The organism is Sutcliffiella horikoshii (genome assembly GCF_019931755.1).
Classification (GTDB): Bacteria; Bacillota; Bacilli; order Bacillales; family Bacillaceae_I; genus Sutcliffiella_A; species Sutcliffiella_A horikoshii_E.
The window spans coordinates 3976844-3993292 of sequence record NZ_CP082918.1 but is presented as its reverse complement, the minus strand read 5'-3'; the positions used below and the strand labels follow the sequence as shown (position 1 = coordinate 3993292).

Genomic DNA, 16449 nt, shown 5'->3' with positions numbered 1-16449 from the left:
TAAATGAAGAAATTAAAAGTCATGACTGTAGTCGGTACTAGACCAGAGATTATTAGACTATCGGCTGTCTTAAATAAATTAGAAAAATCAAAGGCAATAGAACACACTCTTGTTCATACAGGACAAAATTATGATTATGAGCTAAACGAAGTGTTCTTTAATGATTTTAATTTAAAAAAGCCGGATTATTTTCTTAATGCAGCGACTGGAACTGCAGTAGAAACTATAGGCAACATTCTTGTTAAGATTGATCCTATTATGGAAGAAGTAAATCCAGATGCTGTCTTGGTCCTTGGTGATACTAATAGTTGTTTATGTGCAATTGCTGCAAAAAGAAGACAAATTCCAATTTTTCATATGGAAGCAGGGAATAGATGTTTTGATCAAAGAGTACCCGAAGAAACGAACAGAAAGATTGTTGATCATACTGCTGACATAAATTTAACTTATAGTGATATAGCAAGGGAGTATCTTCTAAGAGAGGGAATCCCTGCAGACCGAGTTATTAAGACTGGAAGTCCAATGTTCGAAGTCCTCAACTCTAGAAAAGATGATATTGAGAAATCGGATGTAATTGAGAGACTAGAGCTTGAGGAAGGAAATTATTTTGTAGTTTCAGCACACAGAGAAGAAAATATTAATTCAGAAACCAATTTCTTAGATCTAATAGAAAGCTTGAATGCAATTGCAGAAAAGTATCAAAAGCCTGTAATTGTGAGTACGCATCCTAGAACTAGAAATATGATTAATTCTAAAGGAGTAAAGTTTAATCCATTAGTAAAAACAATGAAACCATTAGGGTTTAATGATTATGTAAAGCTTCAAATTAAAGCGAAAGCGGTTCTTAGTGATAGTGGGACAATTAGTGAAGAATCTTCTATACTTGGGTTTAGAGCATTGAATATTAGACAAGCTCATGAGAGACCAGAAGCGATGGAAGAAGCCTCGGTAATGATGATTGGTCTTACTAAAGAAAGAATTCTACAAGGCTTAGAGATTTTAGAAAATCAAGAAACGGGAACTTTAAGACTTGTTGGGGATTATAGCATGCCTAATGTGTCTGATAAAGTTGTTAGAATAATATTATCTTATACGGACTATGTGAATAGAGTTGTTTGGAGGAAAGAAAAAGAATGAATCAACCACTAGTAAGTGTAGTAATTCCATTTTATTCAGGTCAGAGATGGCTAAAGGAAGCAATAGATAGTGTATTGAACCAAAGTTATGAGAATAAAGAAATTCTAGTTATTAATGATGGCTCTAATGAAGATATTTCAGATTTAATGAAAAGTTATAATTGTTGTGTTAATTTTGTTTACAAGCAAAATGGTGGACCAGCTTCTGCAAGAAATATAGGTATTGAAAAATCCTCAGGTGACTATATTGCTTTTTTAGATTCTGATGATATATGGCTACAGGATAAACTTACAGATCAGATAAGTGCAATGGAAGTAAATAACTATCATTGGAGTCATCACTCATATGAGATGTTTTGGGAAGGAAAAGAAAAAACAAAGTTAATTGATACCAGTATTTACTCTGGTAATGTTTATAAAGATTGTTTTATTTCCTTTAAAGTGCAGACTTCATGTGTGGTTGTAAAAAGAAACATTTTGTTTAAGGATAATATTCGTTTTCCAATTGAGAAAAGATATGGACAAGATACAGACTTTTATAAACAAATAGCAGAGAAATATCCAATAGGATATATAAACGGGATATACACAAGGTTTAGAATAAGAGGATCAAACGCGGGGTTTAGAGCATTTGTACAAATTAATGATAAAGCAAGTACTTGGAAAGAAATAAAAGAGAATAAAAGTGTGTTGAGTATTTTACCGAGGCCAGTCATTTTTGCATATAAAGTTTCTACCTTATTAAGTAAATGGATTAATTTTCTAAATAAAAAAGATAAAATGGTAGAAATCCATTCGAAAATTTTGTATTCACTCCCGTATTCTATCTTTAAATTTTATTCTAGGAAAAATTGAGTGGTGAAAATAGTGAAAATGTTATATTTTGGAAAGATTTGTGATGATGAATTATTTATTCAAAAGGAACAACAGCAACAACCTTACTTTATTGCTCAGTACATGTTTGAAAAAGCATTAACTAACGAGTTTTTAAAAGATAACCGTGTAGATATTGATATTGTTAGTATTCACCAAACTGATTATTTTCCGAAGGCTAGTTTTATTTTTAACAGAAGAAACAAGAAAGAAATGAATTTAAGTTATTTAAAATTCATTAATTTCCCTTATATGAGAGAAATGTCATTTTTTGTATCAGCTTGTATTAAAATAATGAGTTGGGCCTTAAAGAATAGACATATAAAAAATAAATTTATTTATTCGAGTTGCCATTTCCCACCTGTCTCTTTAGCAATAGTAATAATGGGTTGGGTATTCTCAATTAAAAAAGTTGTTACATTTACTGATTTATCTCTATTTACTTATTCAAAACACAGAATAAAGAATATGAGGTTGTACAAGAAATTGTTAATTAAACCGTATTTACTTCTTGTGAATAAATTACAAAAAAGTTATAATGCTTATATTTTATTTTCACAAGAAATGAATAAAGTAGTTAACCAAAATAATAGACCTTACTTAATTATGGAGGGTATATACAATAGTGAAAAAATCAATTTAAATGCTGTTTCACCAAAGAATAACGCAATAGCCCATGCAGGCACTTTAAATGAAGAAGTTGGAATATCAAAAATACTCGATGTTTTCGAATTAATTGAAGATAAATCAATAGAATTATGGTTAATTGGAAAAGGTGATATGACTAATGAAATTAAAAAAAGAGCAGAATTGGATAAACGTATTAAATATCTAGGTTTTATGCCACGACACTTAGCATTTGAAAAACTAAAAAAAGCAAAGTTGCTTGTAAATCTAAGGAACCCAGATGATATTTATACTAAGCATTCATTTCCTTCAAAAATGTTTGAATATATGGCATCGGGTACTCCTGTCCTTACAACAAAATTAGTTGGTATACCTAAAGAGTATTACGATTATTTATATACCGTAGATACACTTAATAATGAGGTAATAAAGGATAAGATTATTAAACTTGTTGGAAATGACGAAAAAGAATTGGGGAGGTTTGGAACTAGAGCACAAAATTTTATTATAAGTAAAAAAAATAGTAAAGAACAGACACATAAAATCATTGATTTTTTAAGTAAATCAACTTTTTAATTATGTTTTAGATAAAATTTATTATTGTATGGTCAATAAATATTATTTTCAATTCAATTGCTTTACTTTTTAGTATTTGTCAAAATATTAAAGGATTATATAGTACAAAACAAAAACAAGGTAATAAACAGATATCTAAGTAAAGAATTAGGGAGTAATTATGGCAATTCTAACTAGTTTTATTTGTCTTTTTTTAATCATGGTTTCGGCAATTATCGATAGAAGAATATACAGTCCTTTTATTTTATTTAATTTTTGGTGGGGGATTACAATTTTTATATCGAATTTTGGTTTTTTTGGTATATATGTTCCTAGTGAATATACTTACTTTATTATGTTAGTAGCTATCTTATCATTTAATTTCCCTTTAATTTATTATTTGAAAAAATCAAGTTTCAAGCAACAGCCAAAGTATATTAATGAAGAGAAACAACAAGTATTCAGTCAAGAGTTAATTAATAATTTATTTTTGAAGTTATTGTTAGTGTCACTTGGAATAGTGGTAACAATATTGGCTATTAGATCTGTAAAGGCATTACAATTGTTAATGTCAGGAGTTAGTTATATTGCAATAAGGTATAATTACTTTAGACAAGAAACAATAATGAGCGGCTACGATCATCTTATAAATAATTTATTTGTTCTTCCAGTAATTGTTTTTAGCATTATATTTGTATCATTACAGTTTTTCCAAAAAAAATATAATAAGCTAGTTGTCATAGCGACAATACTATCCATTATACTTTATGTTTTCTCATCTGGTGGTAGAAGTATAATTATATCATTTGGAATAGTTTTTATTGCTGCCTATTTTATTAACAGAAAGCAAATTAATCAAATAAAGTTTCTAAAAAAATTATTAATGCAAGTATTTATTATAACTATTCTTTTATCTCTAGTCTTTGTCTCTCTAAAAAGACTTGAAACTGACGGAGGAATTGGCGGTGTACTTTCTACCGTCATAATATACTTTACTGCTCCATATCTATATTTTGAGAATATGCTTCCTCTTGCTATGAATGATGACTCCATATTTTTCGGTGGTGCTTTTTTTGGGGGAATCATTGATGTATTTATTTTCATTCTGAGATTTGTTGGTTTTGATATTAATCCTATTGCATCTTATATAAGTGAACATAATCAAACCTATATTACAGTGAGTAATGAAGGTGCTATTTATAATGCTTTTCCAACCATGGTATATACATTTTTTTATGACTTTGGTTATTTAGGGGTAATACTTGGCTCATTAATGTTTGGAATACTCTCGTTAGTTATCTATAAAAAAATGCTTAAAACTAATAACTTTGGTTACAAAGGCGCATATATTATGATTATTTTAATGATCTTTGAAAGTCCAATGAGATGGATTGGAACAAGCACACACACCTGGGTAGTGATAATAATGTTTTTAATTCTATCTTACTATAGTAAACAGAAAAAATAGTCACTATCTATCTTAATAGAATCTAAAGGAGAATAATATGAATGTTCTATGGCTGGCCAACATCCCACTTCCTGAAGCAAGTGATCTCATGAATGAAAATCCACTACCACTTGGAGGTTGGCTTATAACAGCATCGAAAAATTTGTCAACAAAGGATAATATAAAACTTTCAATTGCATTTCCTAACCCACAATCAAAAGATATAAAAAAACTTACTGGAGAAAAAATTAATTACTTTTCTTTTCCTGCTATAAATTTTAAGGACAAGGAATCCGTCCGTCAAAACAAATATCTAAAAAATATACTATTAGAGTTAAAGCCGGACCTTGTTCATATTTTCGGGACGGAGTTTGCCCATTCCTTGGCAATGATAAACATTTGTAAGGAACAGGGAATTAAAACGGTAATTAATATTCAGGGCCTTGTTTCCGTTATTGCAAAACATTATACAGCTGGAATACCAATAAGAGTTCAAACAAGATTCACATTCAGAGATTTTGTTAAACGTAGTAATATTCTCCTTCAACAAAAACAGTTTGAAAAAAGGGGATTACTTGAGATCGAAGCAATTCAAAAAGCAAATCATATTATCGGTCGAACAACGTGGGATAAGGCATGCGCTGCTCAGATTAACCCCAATGTTGCCTATCATTTTTGCAATGAAACTTTAAGGGAAGAATTTTACAAGCATGAGTGGGTATATGAAAATTGCGAAAAATACTCGATATTCTTGAGTCAAGCATCTTATCCTATAAAAGGGTTACATCATGTGCTCGAGGCGCTACCCTCTATTTTAAAGAAATACCCACAGACAAAGGTGTACATCGCAGGACCCGATGTTACAGTAGCAAAAACCTTAAAAGATAAACTTAAAAAATCGTCGTATGCGAAGTATATTGAAGAATTGATAGAAAGAAATAACTTGATAAATCATATTTCTTTTACTGGGGTTCTTCAAGAAAAACAGATGTGTGAGCGTTTCTTAAAGTCGCATATATTTGTATCACCATCAATAATTGAAAATGAATCGAATTCACTAAGTGAAGCCAAAATTCTTGGTGTACCGAGCATTGCATCATATGTTGGAGGAGTAATTGATAGATTAAAACATAATGAGGAAGGTTTTTTATATCAACACGATGCAGCATATATGTTAGCACACTATGTATGTGAAATATTCGAAAATGAAATTATGGCTAAAGAATTTTCTGGAAATGCTAGAGAAAATGCATTACAAACGCATAATCCACTAAACAACACCAAACGTTTATTCGAGATATACGAAGAAATTTTACAAAAGAAGGAATAGAAATTGAAAATTAAAGATAAAATCGTATTACTTTCTTCGAGAATTAAAGATAATGCTATTCTCGCAAAAACTATTAAGAATGCAAGTTGGCTAGTTGGAGACAAAGTTTTTACAATGGCTATCGGTATTTTAGTAATGGCATTGGTTGCTAGATATTTGGGTCCCGAAAATTATGGTATTTATAATTATGCGTTAGCTTTCGTAACATTATTTACAGCCTTGTCTACACTTGGTTTAGAAACACTATCAGTAAAAATAATAGTACAGCAAGAAGAAGAAGAAGGGACAATACTTTTTACAAGTTTGTTGTTAAGGGTTTTAGGTGGATTTTTTTTAACTTTGCTTACTAGTATAGTTATTCGGTTTGTCGCCCCCAATGAAACTCTTGTTCATTTACTTGTATTGGTTATGTCATTTACCATGATTTTTAAATCTTTAGAGGTTATTGAATATTGGATACAAGCATACCAAAAATCAAAAATTTCTTCATTAATTCGTATGGGTGCATATGTTTTCTCAGCTATACTTAAAGTTGTATTTGTGGTATTAGAGGGAAGTTTAGTCCACCTAGCTCTCATTTATATGTCCGATACATTAATAATTGGTATTGCACTAGTTGTTGCATATTTCAAACATAGGAGTTCAAAAACGAAATGGAAATTCAAATTTCTTTATGCAAAAAAAATACTATCACAGAGTTGGTATTTGGTTCTTTCAGGGCTTATGGTTACTCTATACATGCAAATAGACAAGGTAATGCTTGGTTCTTTATTAATAGATAAAAAAGAACTAGGTTTATATTCAGCAGCAACTCAAATTACAAGTATGTGGTATTTTGTTCCATTAGCTATTATTACGTCATTTAAGCCTATTATTATGAAGAAAAAATTAGAGAACCAACAAAGTTATATGAATGCTATGCAAATATTATATTCAATTGTAGCTTGGACTGGTATAGTATTTGGTGTAATTATTATTCTATCTTCTGGTTTTATTGTGTCTGTTTTATATGGTGATGAATACAGTAGTGCAGCGAGTATAATAATAATAAGTGTGTGGGCTGGTACTTTTGCAACATTAGGATCGGCTCGTTCAGTGTGGTTATTAATTGAAGATCTGCAAAAGTATACACTAGTATACACTTTTGCTGGTTTAATAGTAAATGTGGGGTTAAATTATATTATGATTCCAGTGTATGGAGGAATTGGGGCATCTATTGCAACTCTTATAGCTCAAATTTTTGCAAATGTAATTATTTTAGCCGCTTTTGCAAAGACCCGAATATCAAGTGTCATGATTACTAAAGCTTTTTTACCTAAAAACCTATTCAAGATTAGAAAACTATAATTTAAAATATTGGAGGCCAATAATGTTAGCTCCAGTTGTACTTTTTGTATACAATCGACCACAACATACAATAAAAACTATTGAAGCTCTATCTGCAAATAAATTAGCGAAAGAATCCAATATTTTTATTTTTTCGGATGCAGCACGAAGTGAAAACTCTGTAGAAGTACAAGCAGTTCGAGATTATATAGACTCTATCAGAGAAAAGAATTATTTTAAATCAGTTACTATTAATAAAGCAGAACTAAATAAAGGTCTAGCTAAATCAGTAATAGAAGGGGTAAGCGAAATTATCAATGAGTATGGAGAAGTAATCGTTTTAGAAGATGACTTAATTTCCGCTCCTGATTTTTTAACGTACATGAATGATGCGTTAAAGTATTACAAGGATTTAGAAAAAATCTGGTCAGTTAGTGGTTATAATATACCAATCAAAATTCCAGAAAATTATAAGGATGAGATTTACTATTCATATAGAGGATGCAGTTGGGGATGGGCAACATGGGAAAATAGATGGAGTCAAGTAGATTGGTTTGTAGAAGACTATGAAAAGTTTAAAAAAAATAAATCTTTGAGAAAGCAGTTTAATCGTGGCGGTAGGGACATGGCAAATATGTTAGATGCACAAATGGAAGGGAATATAAATTCATGGGCAATTCGTTGGTGCTACTCGCAGTGGAAAAAGAACTTGCTCACTGTCTATCCCGTTAAATCACGAATAAAAAATATTGGGTTGGATGGTTCGGGAACACATAGTGGGGTTACGTCTCATTACGACGTTAAATTGAATGAAAATTTAATAAAATGCACATTAACTGATCCAAAAATAAATAAAAGAATATTAAAGAATTTTCAAAACCATTATGGAACAAGTTTTGATTTTCGTGTAATTGAACTAAAACGTTTAATAAAAAAGTTTCTAAGGATGTGATTTTTGTGAAGATAACAATCGCAGGAACAGGCTACGTAGGATTATCAAATGCTGTATTATTAGCCCAACACAACGAAGTAATCGCATTAGATGTTATTCAAGAAAAAGTAGATATGATTAACAATAAGAAATCTCCAATCATAGATAATGAGATTGAAGAATTTCTGGCTACAAAAGAGTTGAATTTAACGGCGACCACGAATAATTATAAGGCTTTTAAGGATGCTGAGTATGTGATTATTTCTACTCCTACCAATTATGATCCTGAGAAGAATTATTTTAATACGAGAACGGTAGAGGCTGTTATTGCTAATGTATTATCGATTAATCCGGATGCGGTGATGGTGATTAAGTCTACCGTGCCAGTTGGTTATACCAAAGCGATACGTGAAAAGTTCGAGACGGAAAATATTATCTTTTCCCCGGAGTTCTTGAGGGAAGGGAAAGCATTGTATGATAACTTGTATCCATCGCGAATTGTTGTTGGTGAACAGTCAGAACGTGCGGAAGTGTTTGCTAATTTGTTAGCGGAGGGTGCGGTAAAGGACGATATTGATATCTTATTTACAAACTCGACAGAAGCGGAAGCTATAAAGCTATTTGCAAATACCTATCTTGCGATGAGGGTTGCTTTTTTTAATGAATTGGATTCTTACGCTGAGATTCGGGATTTGAATACCCAGCAAATTATTGATGGAGTAGGGCTTGACCCGAGAATAGGCAGTCATTATAATAATCCTTCGTTTGGATATGGTGGGTATTGCCTCCCTAAGGATACGAAACAGCTGCTGGCTAACTATGAAGACGTGCCAAATAATATCATGACGGCTATTGTAGATGCAAATAGAACCCGAAAGGACCATATTGCCGAAATGATTATTCAAAGAAACCCAAAGATTGTAGGTATCTATAGGCTTACCATGAAGATGGATTCCGATAACTTTAGACAGTCTGCCATACAAGGCGTTATGAAGCGTATCAAAGCAAAAGGAATTGAAGTAGTTGTGTATGAGCCTGCCCTAAGTGAAGAGCGTTTCTATAACTCAAGAGTAGTCAATGATTTCGAGGCATTTAAGAAGATATCAGATGTCATTGTAGCAAATCGATTGTCTAAGGATTTAGTGGAAGTTAAGGATAAGGTATACACTAGAGATATTTTTAGTAGGGATTGATTCAAAAAAAGGACTCTTTAACATATCATTGTTGAAGAGTCCTTTAATCTGGCATTTTTCTTAGAAAGCAATTGATAATAAAGGAGAGATAATTTGTTATTACTAGGTAGACCAATAGTATTGATATTAGAGAAAAATATTAAGGAAGAGCTTGCAAGAACAAAAGTAGTACCTAAGTTAGCAACTATATTAGTAGGTAACAATCCCTCATCCGAGACTTATGTAAGGATGAAGGTAAAAGCTTGTGCAAGAGTTGGAATCGATTCCATTTCATATCATCTTAACACTGAAACTACTCAAGAAGAGTTATTAGAACTAATTAGAAAACTAAATCATGATCAAGAAGTAGATGGTATCTTGCTACAACACCCAATTCCCTCTCATCTAGATGAAAGAGATGCATTTAATAAAATACATATAGATAAGGATGTAGACGGAGTAACAACTACCGGATTTGGGAATATGGCACTGGGCATGGATGCAAATCCATCCTGTACACCAGCGGCAATTATGAAACTACTGAAACATTATAAAATTCAAGTAGAAGGAAAACATGCAGTGGTAATCGGCAGAAGTCCTATCCTAGGAAAACCTATGGCATCATTATTGCTAAATGCAAATGCTACTGTCACGATATGTCATTCCTATACAGAAGGTTTGGAACAGATTGTCTCAACTGCTGATATAGTTATTGCAGCAGTTGGAAAGCCCAACTTTGTTAAAGGAAGTTGGATAAAAGAGGGAGCAGTTGTCATTGACGCCGGCTATAATGGAGGAAATGTAGGAGATGTGGATTTTGAGTCTTGTTTGGAAAAGGCGAGTGCGATAACCCCAGTTCCAGGTGGGGTAGGTCCAATTACTATCGCAACACTATTATATCAGACAGTTTTATCAGCCAGTAAAAGGAAAAAAGAGAATTCCAATTGACATATAAAAAGTAAAATACTCAAAGACAGGTGATATATCTATGAATTTAAAACAACAAGACTCAGCAATATATAATGCAATACAAGATGAGTTGCTTCGTCAGAGAAGAAAAATAGAATTAATAGCTTCAGAGAACTTTGTGAGTAAAGCTGTAATGGAAGCACAAGGTTCCATTATGACAAATAAATATGCAGAAGGCTATCCAGGTAGAAGATATTACGGAGGATGTGAGCATGTTGATGTCGCAGAAGAATTAGCTATAAGTCGTGCCAAGGAGCTTTTTCATGCTGAACATGCTAACGTTCAACCACACTCTGGAGCTCAAGCAAACATGGCTGTCTACTTTACTGTCCTTGAACATGGCGATACAGTCCTTGGGATGAACCTCTCTCATGGTGGTCATTTAACACACGGTAGTCCTGTGAATTTCAGTGGAGTACAATACAATTTCGTCGAGTACGGAGTTGATCAGGACTCTCAATTAATTGATTATGAAGATGTTAGAGAAAAATCAATTAAGCATCAACCTAAACTAATTGTAGCAGGAGCTAGCGCTTATCCAAGAAGTATCGACTTCAAACGCTTCCGAGAAATTGCTGATGAAGTTGGAGCACTACTAATGGTTGATATGGCACATATTGCAGGTCTGGTAGCTGCTGGTCTACATGAAAACCCGGTACCCTTTGCAGACTTTGTGACTACCACAACCCATAAAACACTTAGAGGACCTCGTGGCGGGATGATTCTTTGTAAAGATAAGTATGCAAAGAAAATAGATAAAGCAATTTTCCCTGGCTTACAAGGTGGCCCTTTAATGCATGTAATCGCAGCAAAAGCAGTAGCATTTGGAGAAGCACTTCAACCAAATTTCTCGGAATACGCACAGAAAGTTATTGAAAATGCCAAATACTTAGGTGAGTGTCTGAAAAAAGAGGGGATAGAGCTACTCTCTGGTGGAACAGACAACCACCTTCTCCTACTGGATTTAAGATCTTTAGCCATAACAGGAAAAGTTGCAGAAGTAGTCTTAGATGAAGTAGGTATAACCGTTAACAAAAACACAATTCCCTTCGATACAGAAAGCCCGTTTGTTACAAGTGGTATAAGAATAGGAACAGCAGCAGTAACCTCAAGAGGATTTGAACGTGAAGAGATGAAAGAAATAGCATCAATAATCTCTGTTACACTAAGAAACCCAGAAGACAAAAAAATATTAATAAAAGCAAGCAAACGAGTAGAATCATTAACAAGTAGATTTGAATTATATTAAACCAACATTGGGGTTGAGGGACAGGTCCCTCAACCTTTATGGATTTAAATCGTAGTTTTAAGTGTATAACTTACTTTTGTTGTTAACTTAGTTAGTGTGTTATTCAATAATTTAAAGTCTAATCCTTTCTAATATTACTACAAATGTCCAAGGTTGCTTTTTGGGTCTACATTCTTACAATCACATCATACGATGTGATAAACCGTGTTCACTACTTCTAATCCGACATAGTCACCTTTGGCAAATGCTTTCCGAAAACGGACCATAGTATCTTCTGATATCTGCTGATGAGTTATACCTTATTTCTATTTTCTTCATTAAACCGGAATCTTTTTCCCAAAAGTAATAAACCTATAAATGATTTTCTATTCTGTAAAAAGATAGAATAGATAACAGCAGGTTTATGGATTTGTTGCCTCATAGTTTGAGAGGAAAACCAAACTTGAATTTCTGTGTAGTTATGGAATACTAGGTAGCAAGAAGTCTGTTTCGTATGATAGAATTACTTCTTTAATTTATCGTACTTGACCTCCATAACAGATAAAAATGGTTCCCTGTATAAGAAAAATCACAAAAAAGAAGTCAAGCTTTCGTAAAAGAGCAATTATAGCCTATACAGAAGTAATTTCCTATTCAAATGAAACATCTTAAATAATTGAAAAACATTACATCTGTAAGGAAAAATTGCTTAAAGAGTCAAGTAGCGATAACATTCCTTTGCTTACCCGTGCAATTTTAATATTAACAGAAGAATAGTGGAGCCGCCATTTGACAACTAAAATTCATTAGATTTTAATAGTGGAACTTCCTTATTTGGTAAAAATGTTTTTAGTTCAAGCAGAGAAGTTACGAGTTTACTGGCCTATTTGGAGACCCAGAGGAAATAATGTACTCTCACTCGAAATTACAGTCTTCACCGCATACGCAGATCCAGAGAGAGCATCTGCAAAGTCATAGCCTGTTGCTACAACAAGATGGCCATTGTCTAATCCGAAAATCCGGCAATTGCAGCAGCAGTGTCATAGCGATTTACGCCACCGATTCTTGTCTTTTGTTTATTGGGTAGTTGACTGAATACGTTGCTTGATACGGCACTTTGACCACCAAGTACTACCACTTCTCTATACCCTTTGATAGCTTGATATGTTTCACTAGGCATGGAGTCTTGGCGTGTCATGAAGATTGGGTACCCGTTCTTCGCCGCATAAGAAGCGACCGAAAAGACATCAGCGAATTTTTTTCCATCTACCAAGAAGGCTCTGGACTTCTGACCGCCGACTTGTTCGGCTACTTTTACTGCAGTATCATAGCGTGATTTTCCTGAAATTCGCTCTACCGTTAAGCCCTTCTTCTTTAACGTTCCATCACATCAGTAGAAATGGCTGCTTCTCCACCTAATATAACTACTTTGGAAGCACCAAGTCTTTCAATTTCTGCTAATGTTTTATCCTCAATCTTATTATTTTTTGTAAGTAAGATAGGCCCATCCAGTTTTTTCGCCAGTGGTGTACCTACTAGAGCATCTGGGAAAGCGTCTCCTCTAACTAATACAACTGTGTCTGCTCCACCAGCCCAGCCTTTTTACTATTTAAACCTGTGAAGTTACCTTCTGAATAATAAATTCATATAGCTCAATATAGTTGCTTCTGAAGCTCTTCTGTACGTGGCTTCCTGTAATTGCTGCATAGCACTAATTTCTCTCATTTGTTCATCATGTCTACTTTCTTGCTCATATAAATTGATACATTCCTTTAAATCTTCTGCTCTCTTATTAATTATGTATTTTTCAAAAGTATTTAAAGCATCAATTGTCCAATAATCCTTAGGAATAATTGAGTTTGAACTAAGGGATAATAATAATTTATCTCGGTCCTGTCTCAATTTAACAACCTCTTCATTTCCATCTGCTTTTATATTGCTTTCAACTATTTTTTTATTAGTGGCAGAATAAAGATAGACATATCCTATAATTGTCCCCAATAACAGCAATAACCCCAGACCATTAAAAATTAATTGTGCAAGATCTTCACCGAAAATCATTTCTAACGGATAAATTAAGATTAAAACAACAAGTAAAAATGCCACCAACCAAAGAATAAAAGAAATTAAAAGCGCACCTATATGACCGGAGAATCCTATCTTGATAGGTTCTTTAAAATAGTTCCCAATCTTTTTATTGATGTTAATAATATTATTTACTTCATTTCTAGTGCTTTGGATATTATTTAGTAAGTTCAATTCTACTGAGCCCCCTTCTACATATGTATTGTTTTTATATAAGTAATATCGACAATTATAGGTTTATTTTGATAGATAACTACTAAATATTAGGCATTTGTGGAATTTTTGAAAGTTAGGAGCCAAGGGAAGCATAGGGACGGTCTTATACTTCCTTTGGCTTAAGGGGACACTAGGTATTGTTTAGGGAGAAAAGTATTAAGTGAACGTGTAACAAGGAATCTGTCGAATAAAAACAAATTCGTTGCCAGCTTTGGCGACGGACCTGTTTAATTTTACTTTTACATTAACGTTCGATCCAACCAAGTCAAATTATACAAATAAACAGGTGAATTAATCAAAAATCGAATTAATGTATACAAAAAAACCGACCAATAATACAAATTAATAGTCCAAATTATTGATAATCCATATATTCACAGTGTGAAGTCCGCCAATTTTAATAGAATGTTCTCCTCGATTACGTTCGGCGTGCTCGCTAAACCATCTATTAATCTAATAATAAAAATAGATGGACATTTTAATAATAATTTCTTAAAAAAAGCAAAGAGGCGAACTAATTATCCCCTCACATATCATTCCCCTTCATAGTCCATTCCTCCCATTTTCCACACCCAAGCAGGAATATCCCCACCAATGTCGAACCGTCATATTTATGCATATACAGTATCTGTAAAATAATAACGAAAGGAGGAGAACCATGAAAGTTTTAGACGTATCCTCCCTGCACGGTGGAATCAAGGGAATGAGCCGGCAACTGTCGGAACTCGAGAAACAGCTAAATCATGTAGAGAATGGGATTCGGTCTTTTGTTTCCTCAAAGGATTCCTTCCGCGGCAAAGGGGCCAGTGCGGTCAGGCGGTTCTATGAATATGCGCACCTCCCATTCCTGCAATTCTTCCGAACGTTCCTGACAAACTTTCAATCTAAGCTTCAACAACTGCAATATGAACTAGATGGGCTGGAGGGGAATTCCCGAGGATTTATTGATGAGGGTTTCCTAACAAGTGAACTAGAAGATGGTTTGAATCAGATAAACCGAATGGTGACCGAGCTAACAGGAGACACAAATGCCCAGCTCAGCCGTATCTGTGACATCGTGTACCTCCCAAGGCTGCAAGACCACCAGTTCCACCATGGCATCCAACAAGCCAAACAATCAGCAAATCAAACCGTGGACAAACTGCGCCATTTCGACCACCAACAAACCCAGTCAGTCACGGCGTTAATGGAGGACTTATCTCTCATACAGAGTTACATAGAAGAAATGAGCCAACAATTCGTTTTTGGTAAGATAAAATTGGCCAACTTCTCACCGGCAATGCTTCAGGATCTCGAGGCTTACGGAAAGCTGCAGACAAAGCTTTATAACCAGACCGTCATGCAGCGGTGGAACAGCGAACATTTTCCAGAGCTTGGTGTGTTTTATCCGATAGGGCATGCGGCATCGTTTGATCAATGGGTAAATCCAGGTTGTGCACGGCCGGAGCCGAAGAAGAAAACCGCCGGAGAAGCATTCTGGGACTTCACCAACGGCTTTGGAGCAGGAATCATCAACGCTGCTTCAGACACCTGGGATGGCATTAAACGCCTAGCGACAGAACCGGACCAAGTGCTAAAAGAAACCATAGAATTCCTAGACGCAGTAGCCTCTGATCCAGCTATACTGCTAGAAATCGGTCACGAACTCTACAACTCCTTCAACGAGTCTGTCATCCACGGCGATGCAACTAGCCGAGGCGAATGGCTAGGCTACGCAACCACCATTATCGGAACTTCCGTCGTAGGAGACAAAGGACTCTCCAAAGTTGGAGGTATTGCCGGGAAGCTTGGTACCAAGGTGGAAACAGACCTTAATATCAAGCTGAAAGATCAGCAGGAGAAAGTGATGAGTTCGGTGAAGGGCTCATCTGCAGCTGGGTTGGAGCGGGTGCGTGAGTTGATGGGGGGCATGTTCCCAAACAACCAGTTGGGAATGGCCTTTGCTGGTGTGCCGTCGAATGTGATGAACAGTGTTGGATTATACGAAAAGATTAATGATTTAAATAAGACCACTCTTAGTAAGGTTGTCGGGGGAGAAGGTAAAGGAAATGCAAGCCATCCTGTGAGAGTGTATCGTGATATAGATGACACTGTGCTAAATAAAGAATATGAAATAGTGACTAGGAAAGGCACGTTTGTTACTCAGATAGCAGCCGATGAAAAACTTGTAGTGGATATGCCTTACGTTGGAAAAGGGAAACAAAATACAAATTCTGAAGGTTGGTTAAGAGATAACAATTATTATTTTAAGGAATTATATAGATTACATCCTGAATATTTTAGTAACGCTAACATTAGGAATCTTAATAATGGTTGGGCGATTGTAAATGATGCAGTTTTTAGAAAACACTTTACACAATATGATATTGTTGGATTAAAAGGAAAACCTTTAGTTCACCACCATATTGGTGGAGGCGGGCAAGCGATGGCTATTCCACAACCTTTACACCCTGGAAGCGGGGGGATTCATAATATAGAGAAACAAATAGGAGTATGGGGGAAAGACCAAAGTAGAGCTGAAAGATTACAGGTATTTATAGAGTAACATTTTAGG

At 34.3% G+C, this 16449-nt stretch carries 13 protein-coding genes and 1 pseudogene; 11 read left to right on the top strand and 3 right to left on the bottom strand.

All coding sequences use genetic code 11. From position 1 onward, the window contains the following. Positions 1-3 precede the first annotated feature (3 nt). The 10 genes from wecB to glyA all read left to right on the top strand — a co-directional run bounded on the left by wecB (position 4) and on the right by glyA (position 11615). Positions 4-1137 carry a non-hydrolyzing UDP-N-acetylglucosamine 2-epimerase gene (gene wecB / locus K7887_RS20365; RefSeq protein WP_223491443.1) on the top strand — a complete coding sequence of 378 codons (1134 nt, stop codon included), beginning with the start codon at positions 4-6 and terminating at the stop codon, positions 1135-1137. Beyond that, positions 1134-1991, top strand: coding sequence for a glycosyltransferase family 2 protein (locus tag K7887_RS20360; RefSeq protein WP_223491442.1), 858 nt, complete (start codon positions 1134-1136; stop codon positions 1989-1991). Before wecB ends, K7887_RS20360 begins: the two co-directional genes overlap by 4 nt. A 3-nt stretch (positions 1992-1994) precedes the next feature. Beyond that, entirely contained in the window at positions 1995-3212 is a 1218-nt protein-coding gene (locus K7887_RS20355; protein ID WP_223491441.1) for a glycosyltransferase, read from the top strand. 160 nt (positions 3213-3372) lie between these two features. Beyond that, positions 3373-4659, top strand: coding sequence for an O-antigen polymerase (locus K7887_RS20350; RefSeq protein ID WP_223491440.1), 1287 nt, complete (start codon positions 3373-3375; stop codon positions 4657-4659). Between the two features lie 37 nt (positions 4660-4696). Further along, complete coding sequence (locus tag K7887_RS20345) at positions 4697-5968, top strand: glycosyltransferase family 4 protein (protein ID WP_223491439.1); 1272 nt, start codon at positions 4697-4699, stop codon at positions 5966-5968. A 3-nt stretch (positions 5969-5971) separates the two neighbouring features. Then, a complete protein-coding gene (locus tag K7887_RS20340) occupies positions 5972-7315 on the top strand; it encodes a flippase (RefSeq protein WP_223491438.1) in 1344 nt (447 codons plus the stop codon). Between the two features lie 22 nt (positions 7316-7337). Next, positions 7338-8246, top strand: a complete 909-nt coding sequence (locus tag K7887_RS20335) for a glycosyltransferase family protein (protein ID WP_223491437.1) — start codon at positions 7338-7340, stop codon at positions 8244-8246. Positions 8247-8251: 5 nt separating this feature from the next. Continuing rightward, the gene (locus K7887_RS20330; protein ID WP_223491436.1) at positions 8252-9418 is read left to right on the top strand and encodes a nucleotide sugar dehydrogenase; all 1167 of its coding nucleotides are present in this window, start codon (positions 8252-8254) and stop codon (positions 9416-9418) included. A 93-nt stretch (positions 9419-9511) separates the two neighbouring features. Then, a complete protein-coding gene (locus K7887_RS20325; RefSeq protein WP_223491435.1) occupies positions 9512-10345 on the top strand; it encodes a bifunctional 5,10-methylenetetrahydrofolate dehydrogenase/5,10-methenyltetrahydrofolate cyclohydrolase in 834 nt (277 codons plus the stop codon). Between the two features lie 40 nt (positions 10346-10385). Next, the gene (gene glyA / locus K7887_RS20320; RefSeq protein ID WP_223491434.1) at positions 10386-11615 is read left to right on the top strand and encodes a serine hydroxymethyltransferase; all 1230 of its coding nucleotides are present in this window, start codon (positions 10386-10388) and stop codon (positions 11613-11615) included. 985 nt (positions 11616-12600) lie between these two features. Here the strand turns inward: glyA and K7887_RS20315 are convergent. The 3 genes and pseudogenes from K7887_RS20315 to K7887_RS20305 all read right to left on the bottom strand — a co-directional run bounded on the left by K7887_RS20315 (position 12601) and on the right by K7887_RS20305 (position 13853). After that, a complete protein-coding gene (locus K7887_RS20315; RefSeq protein WP_223493719.1) occupies positions 12601-12942 on the bottom strand; it encodes a cell wall-binding repeat-containing protein in 342 nt (113 codons plus the stop codon). A 26-nt stretch (positions 12943-12968) separates the two neighbouring features. Continuing rightward, a pseudogene (locus K7887_RS23095) lies at positions 12969-13151 on the bottom strand (cell wall-binding repeat-containing protein); the annotation flags it as partial. Positions 13152-13217: 66 nt separating this feature from the next. Continuing rightward, positions 13218-13853 carry a hypothetical protein gene (locus K7887_RS20305; protein ID WP_223491433.1) on the bottom strand — a complete coding sequence of 212 codons (636 nt, stop codon included), beginning with the start codon at positions 13851-13853 and terminating at the stop codon, positions 13218-13220. A 700-nt stretch (positions 13854-14553) separates the two neighbouring features. Here K7887_RS20305 and K7887_RS20300 point away from each other — a divergent pair. Then, positions 14554-16440 carry a T7SS effector LXG polymorphic toxin gene (locus K7887_RS20300; protein WP_223491432.1) on the top strand — a complete coding sequence of 629 codons (1887 nt, stop codon included), beginning with the start codon at positions 14554-14556 and terminating at the stop codon, positions 16438-16440. The last annotated feature ends 9 nt before the right edge of the window (positions 16441-16449 follow it).

Excerpts from the sequence above, each read along its gene's own strand:
- K7887_RS20350 (WP_223491440.1), top strand. The coding sequence starts at position 3,373 with ATGGCAATTCTAACTAGTTTTATTTGTCTTTTTTTAATCATGGTTTCG.
- K7887_RS20345 (WP_223491439.1), top strand. The coding sequence starts at position 4,697 with ATGAATGTTCTATGGCTGGCCAACATCCCACTTCCTGAAGCAAGTGAT.
- wecB (WP_223491443.1), top strand. The coding sequence starts at position 4 with ATGAAGAAATTAAAAGTCATGACTGTAGTCGGTACTAGACCAGAGATT.
- glyA (WP_223491434.1), top strand. The coding sequence starts at position 10,386 with ATGAATTTAAAACAACAAGACTCAGCAATATATAATGCAATACAAGAT.
- K7887_RS20335 (WP_223491437.1), top strand. The coding sequence starts at position 7,338 with ATGTTAGCTCCAGTTGTACTTTTTGTATACAATCGACCACAACATACA.
- K7887_RS20360 (WP_223491442.1), top strand. The coding sequence starts at position 1,134 with ATGAATCAACCACTAGTAAGTGTAGTAATTCCATTTTATTCAGGTCAG.
- K7887_RS20300 (WP_223491432.1), top strand. The coding sequence starts at position 14,554 with ATGAAAGTTTTAGACGTATCCTCCCTGCACGGTGGAATCAAGGGAATG.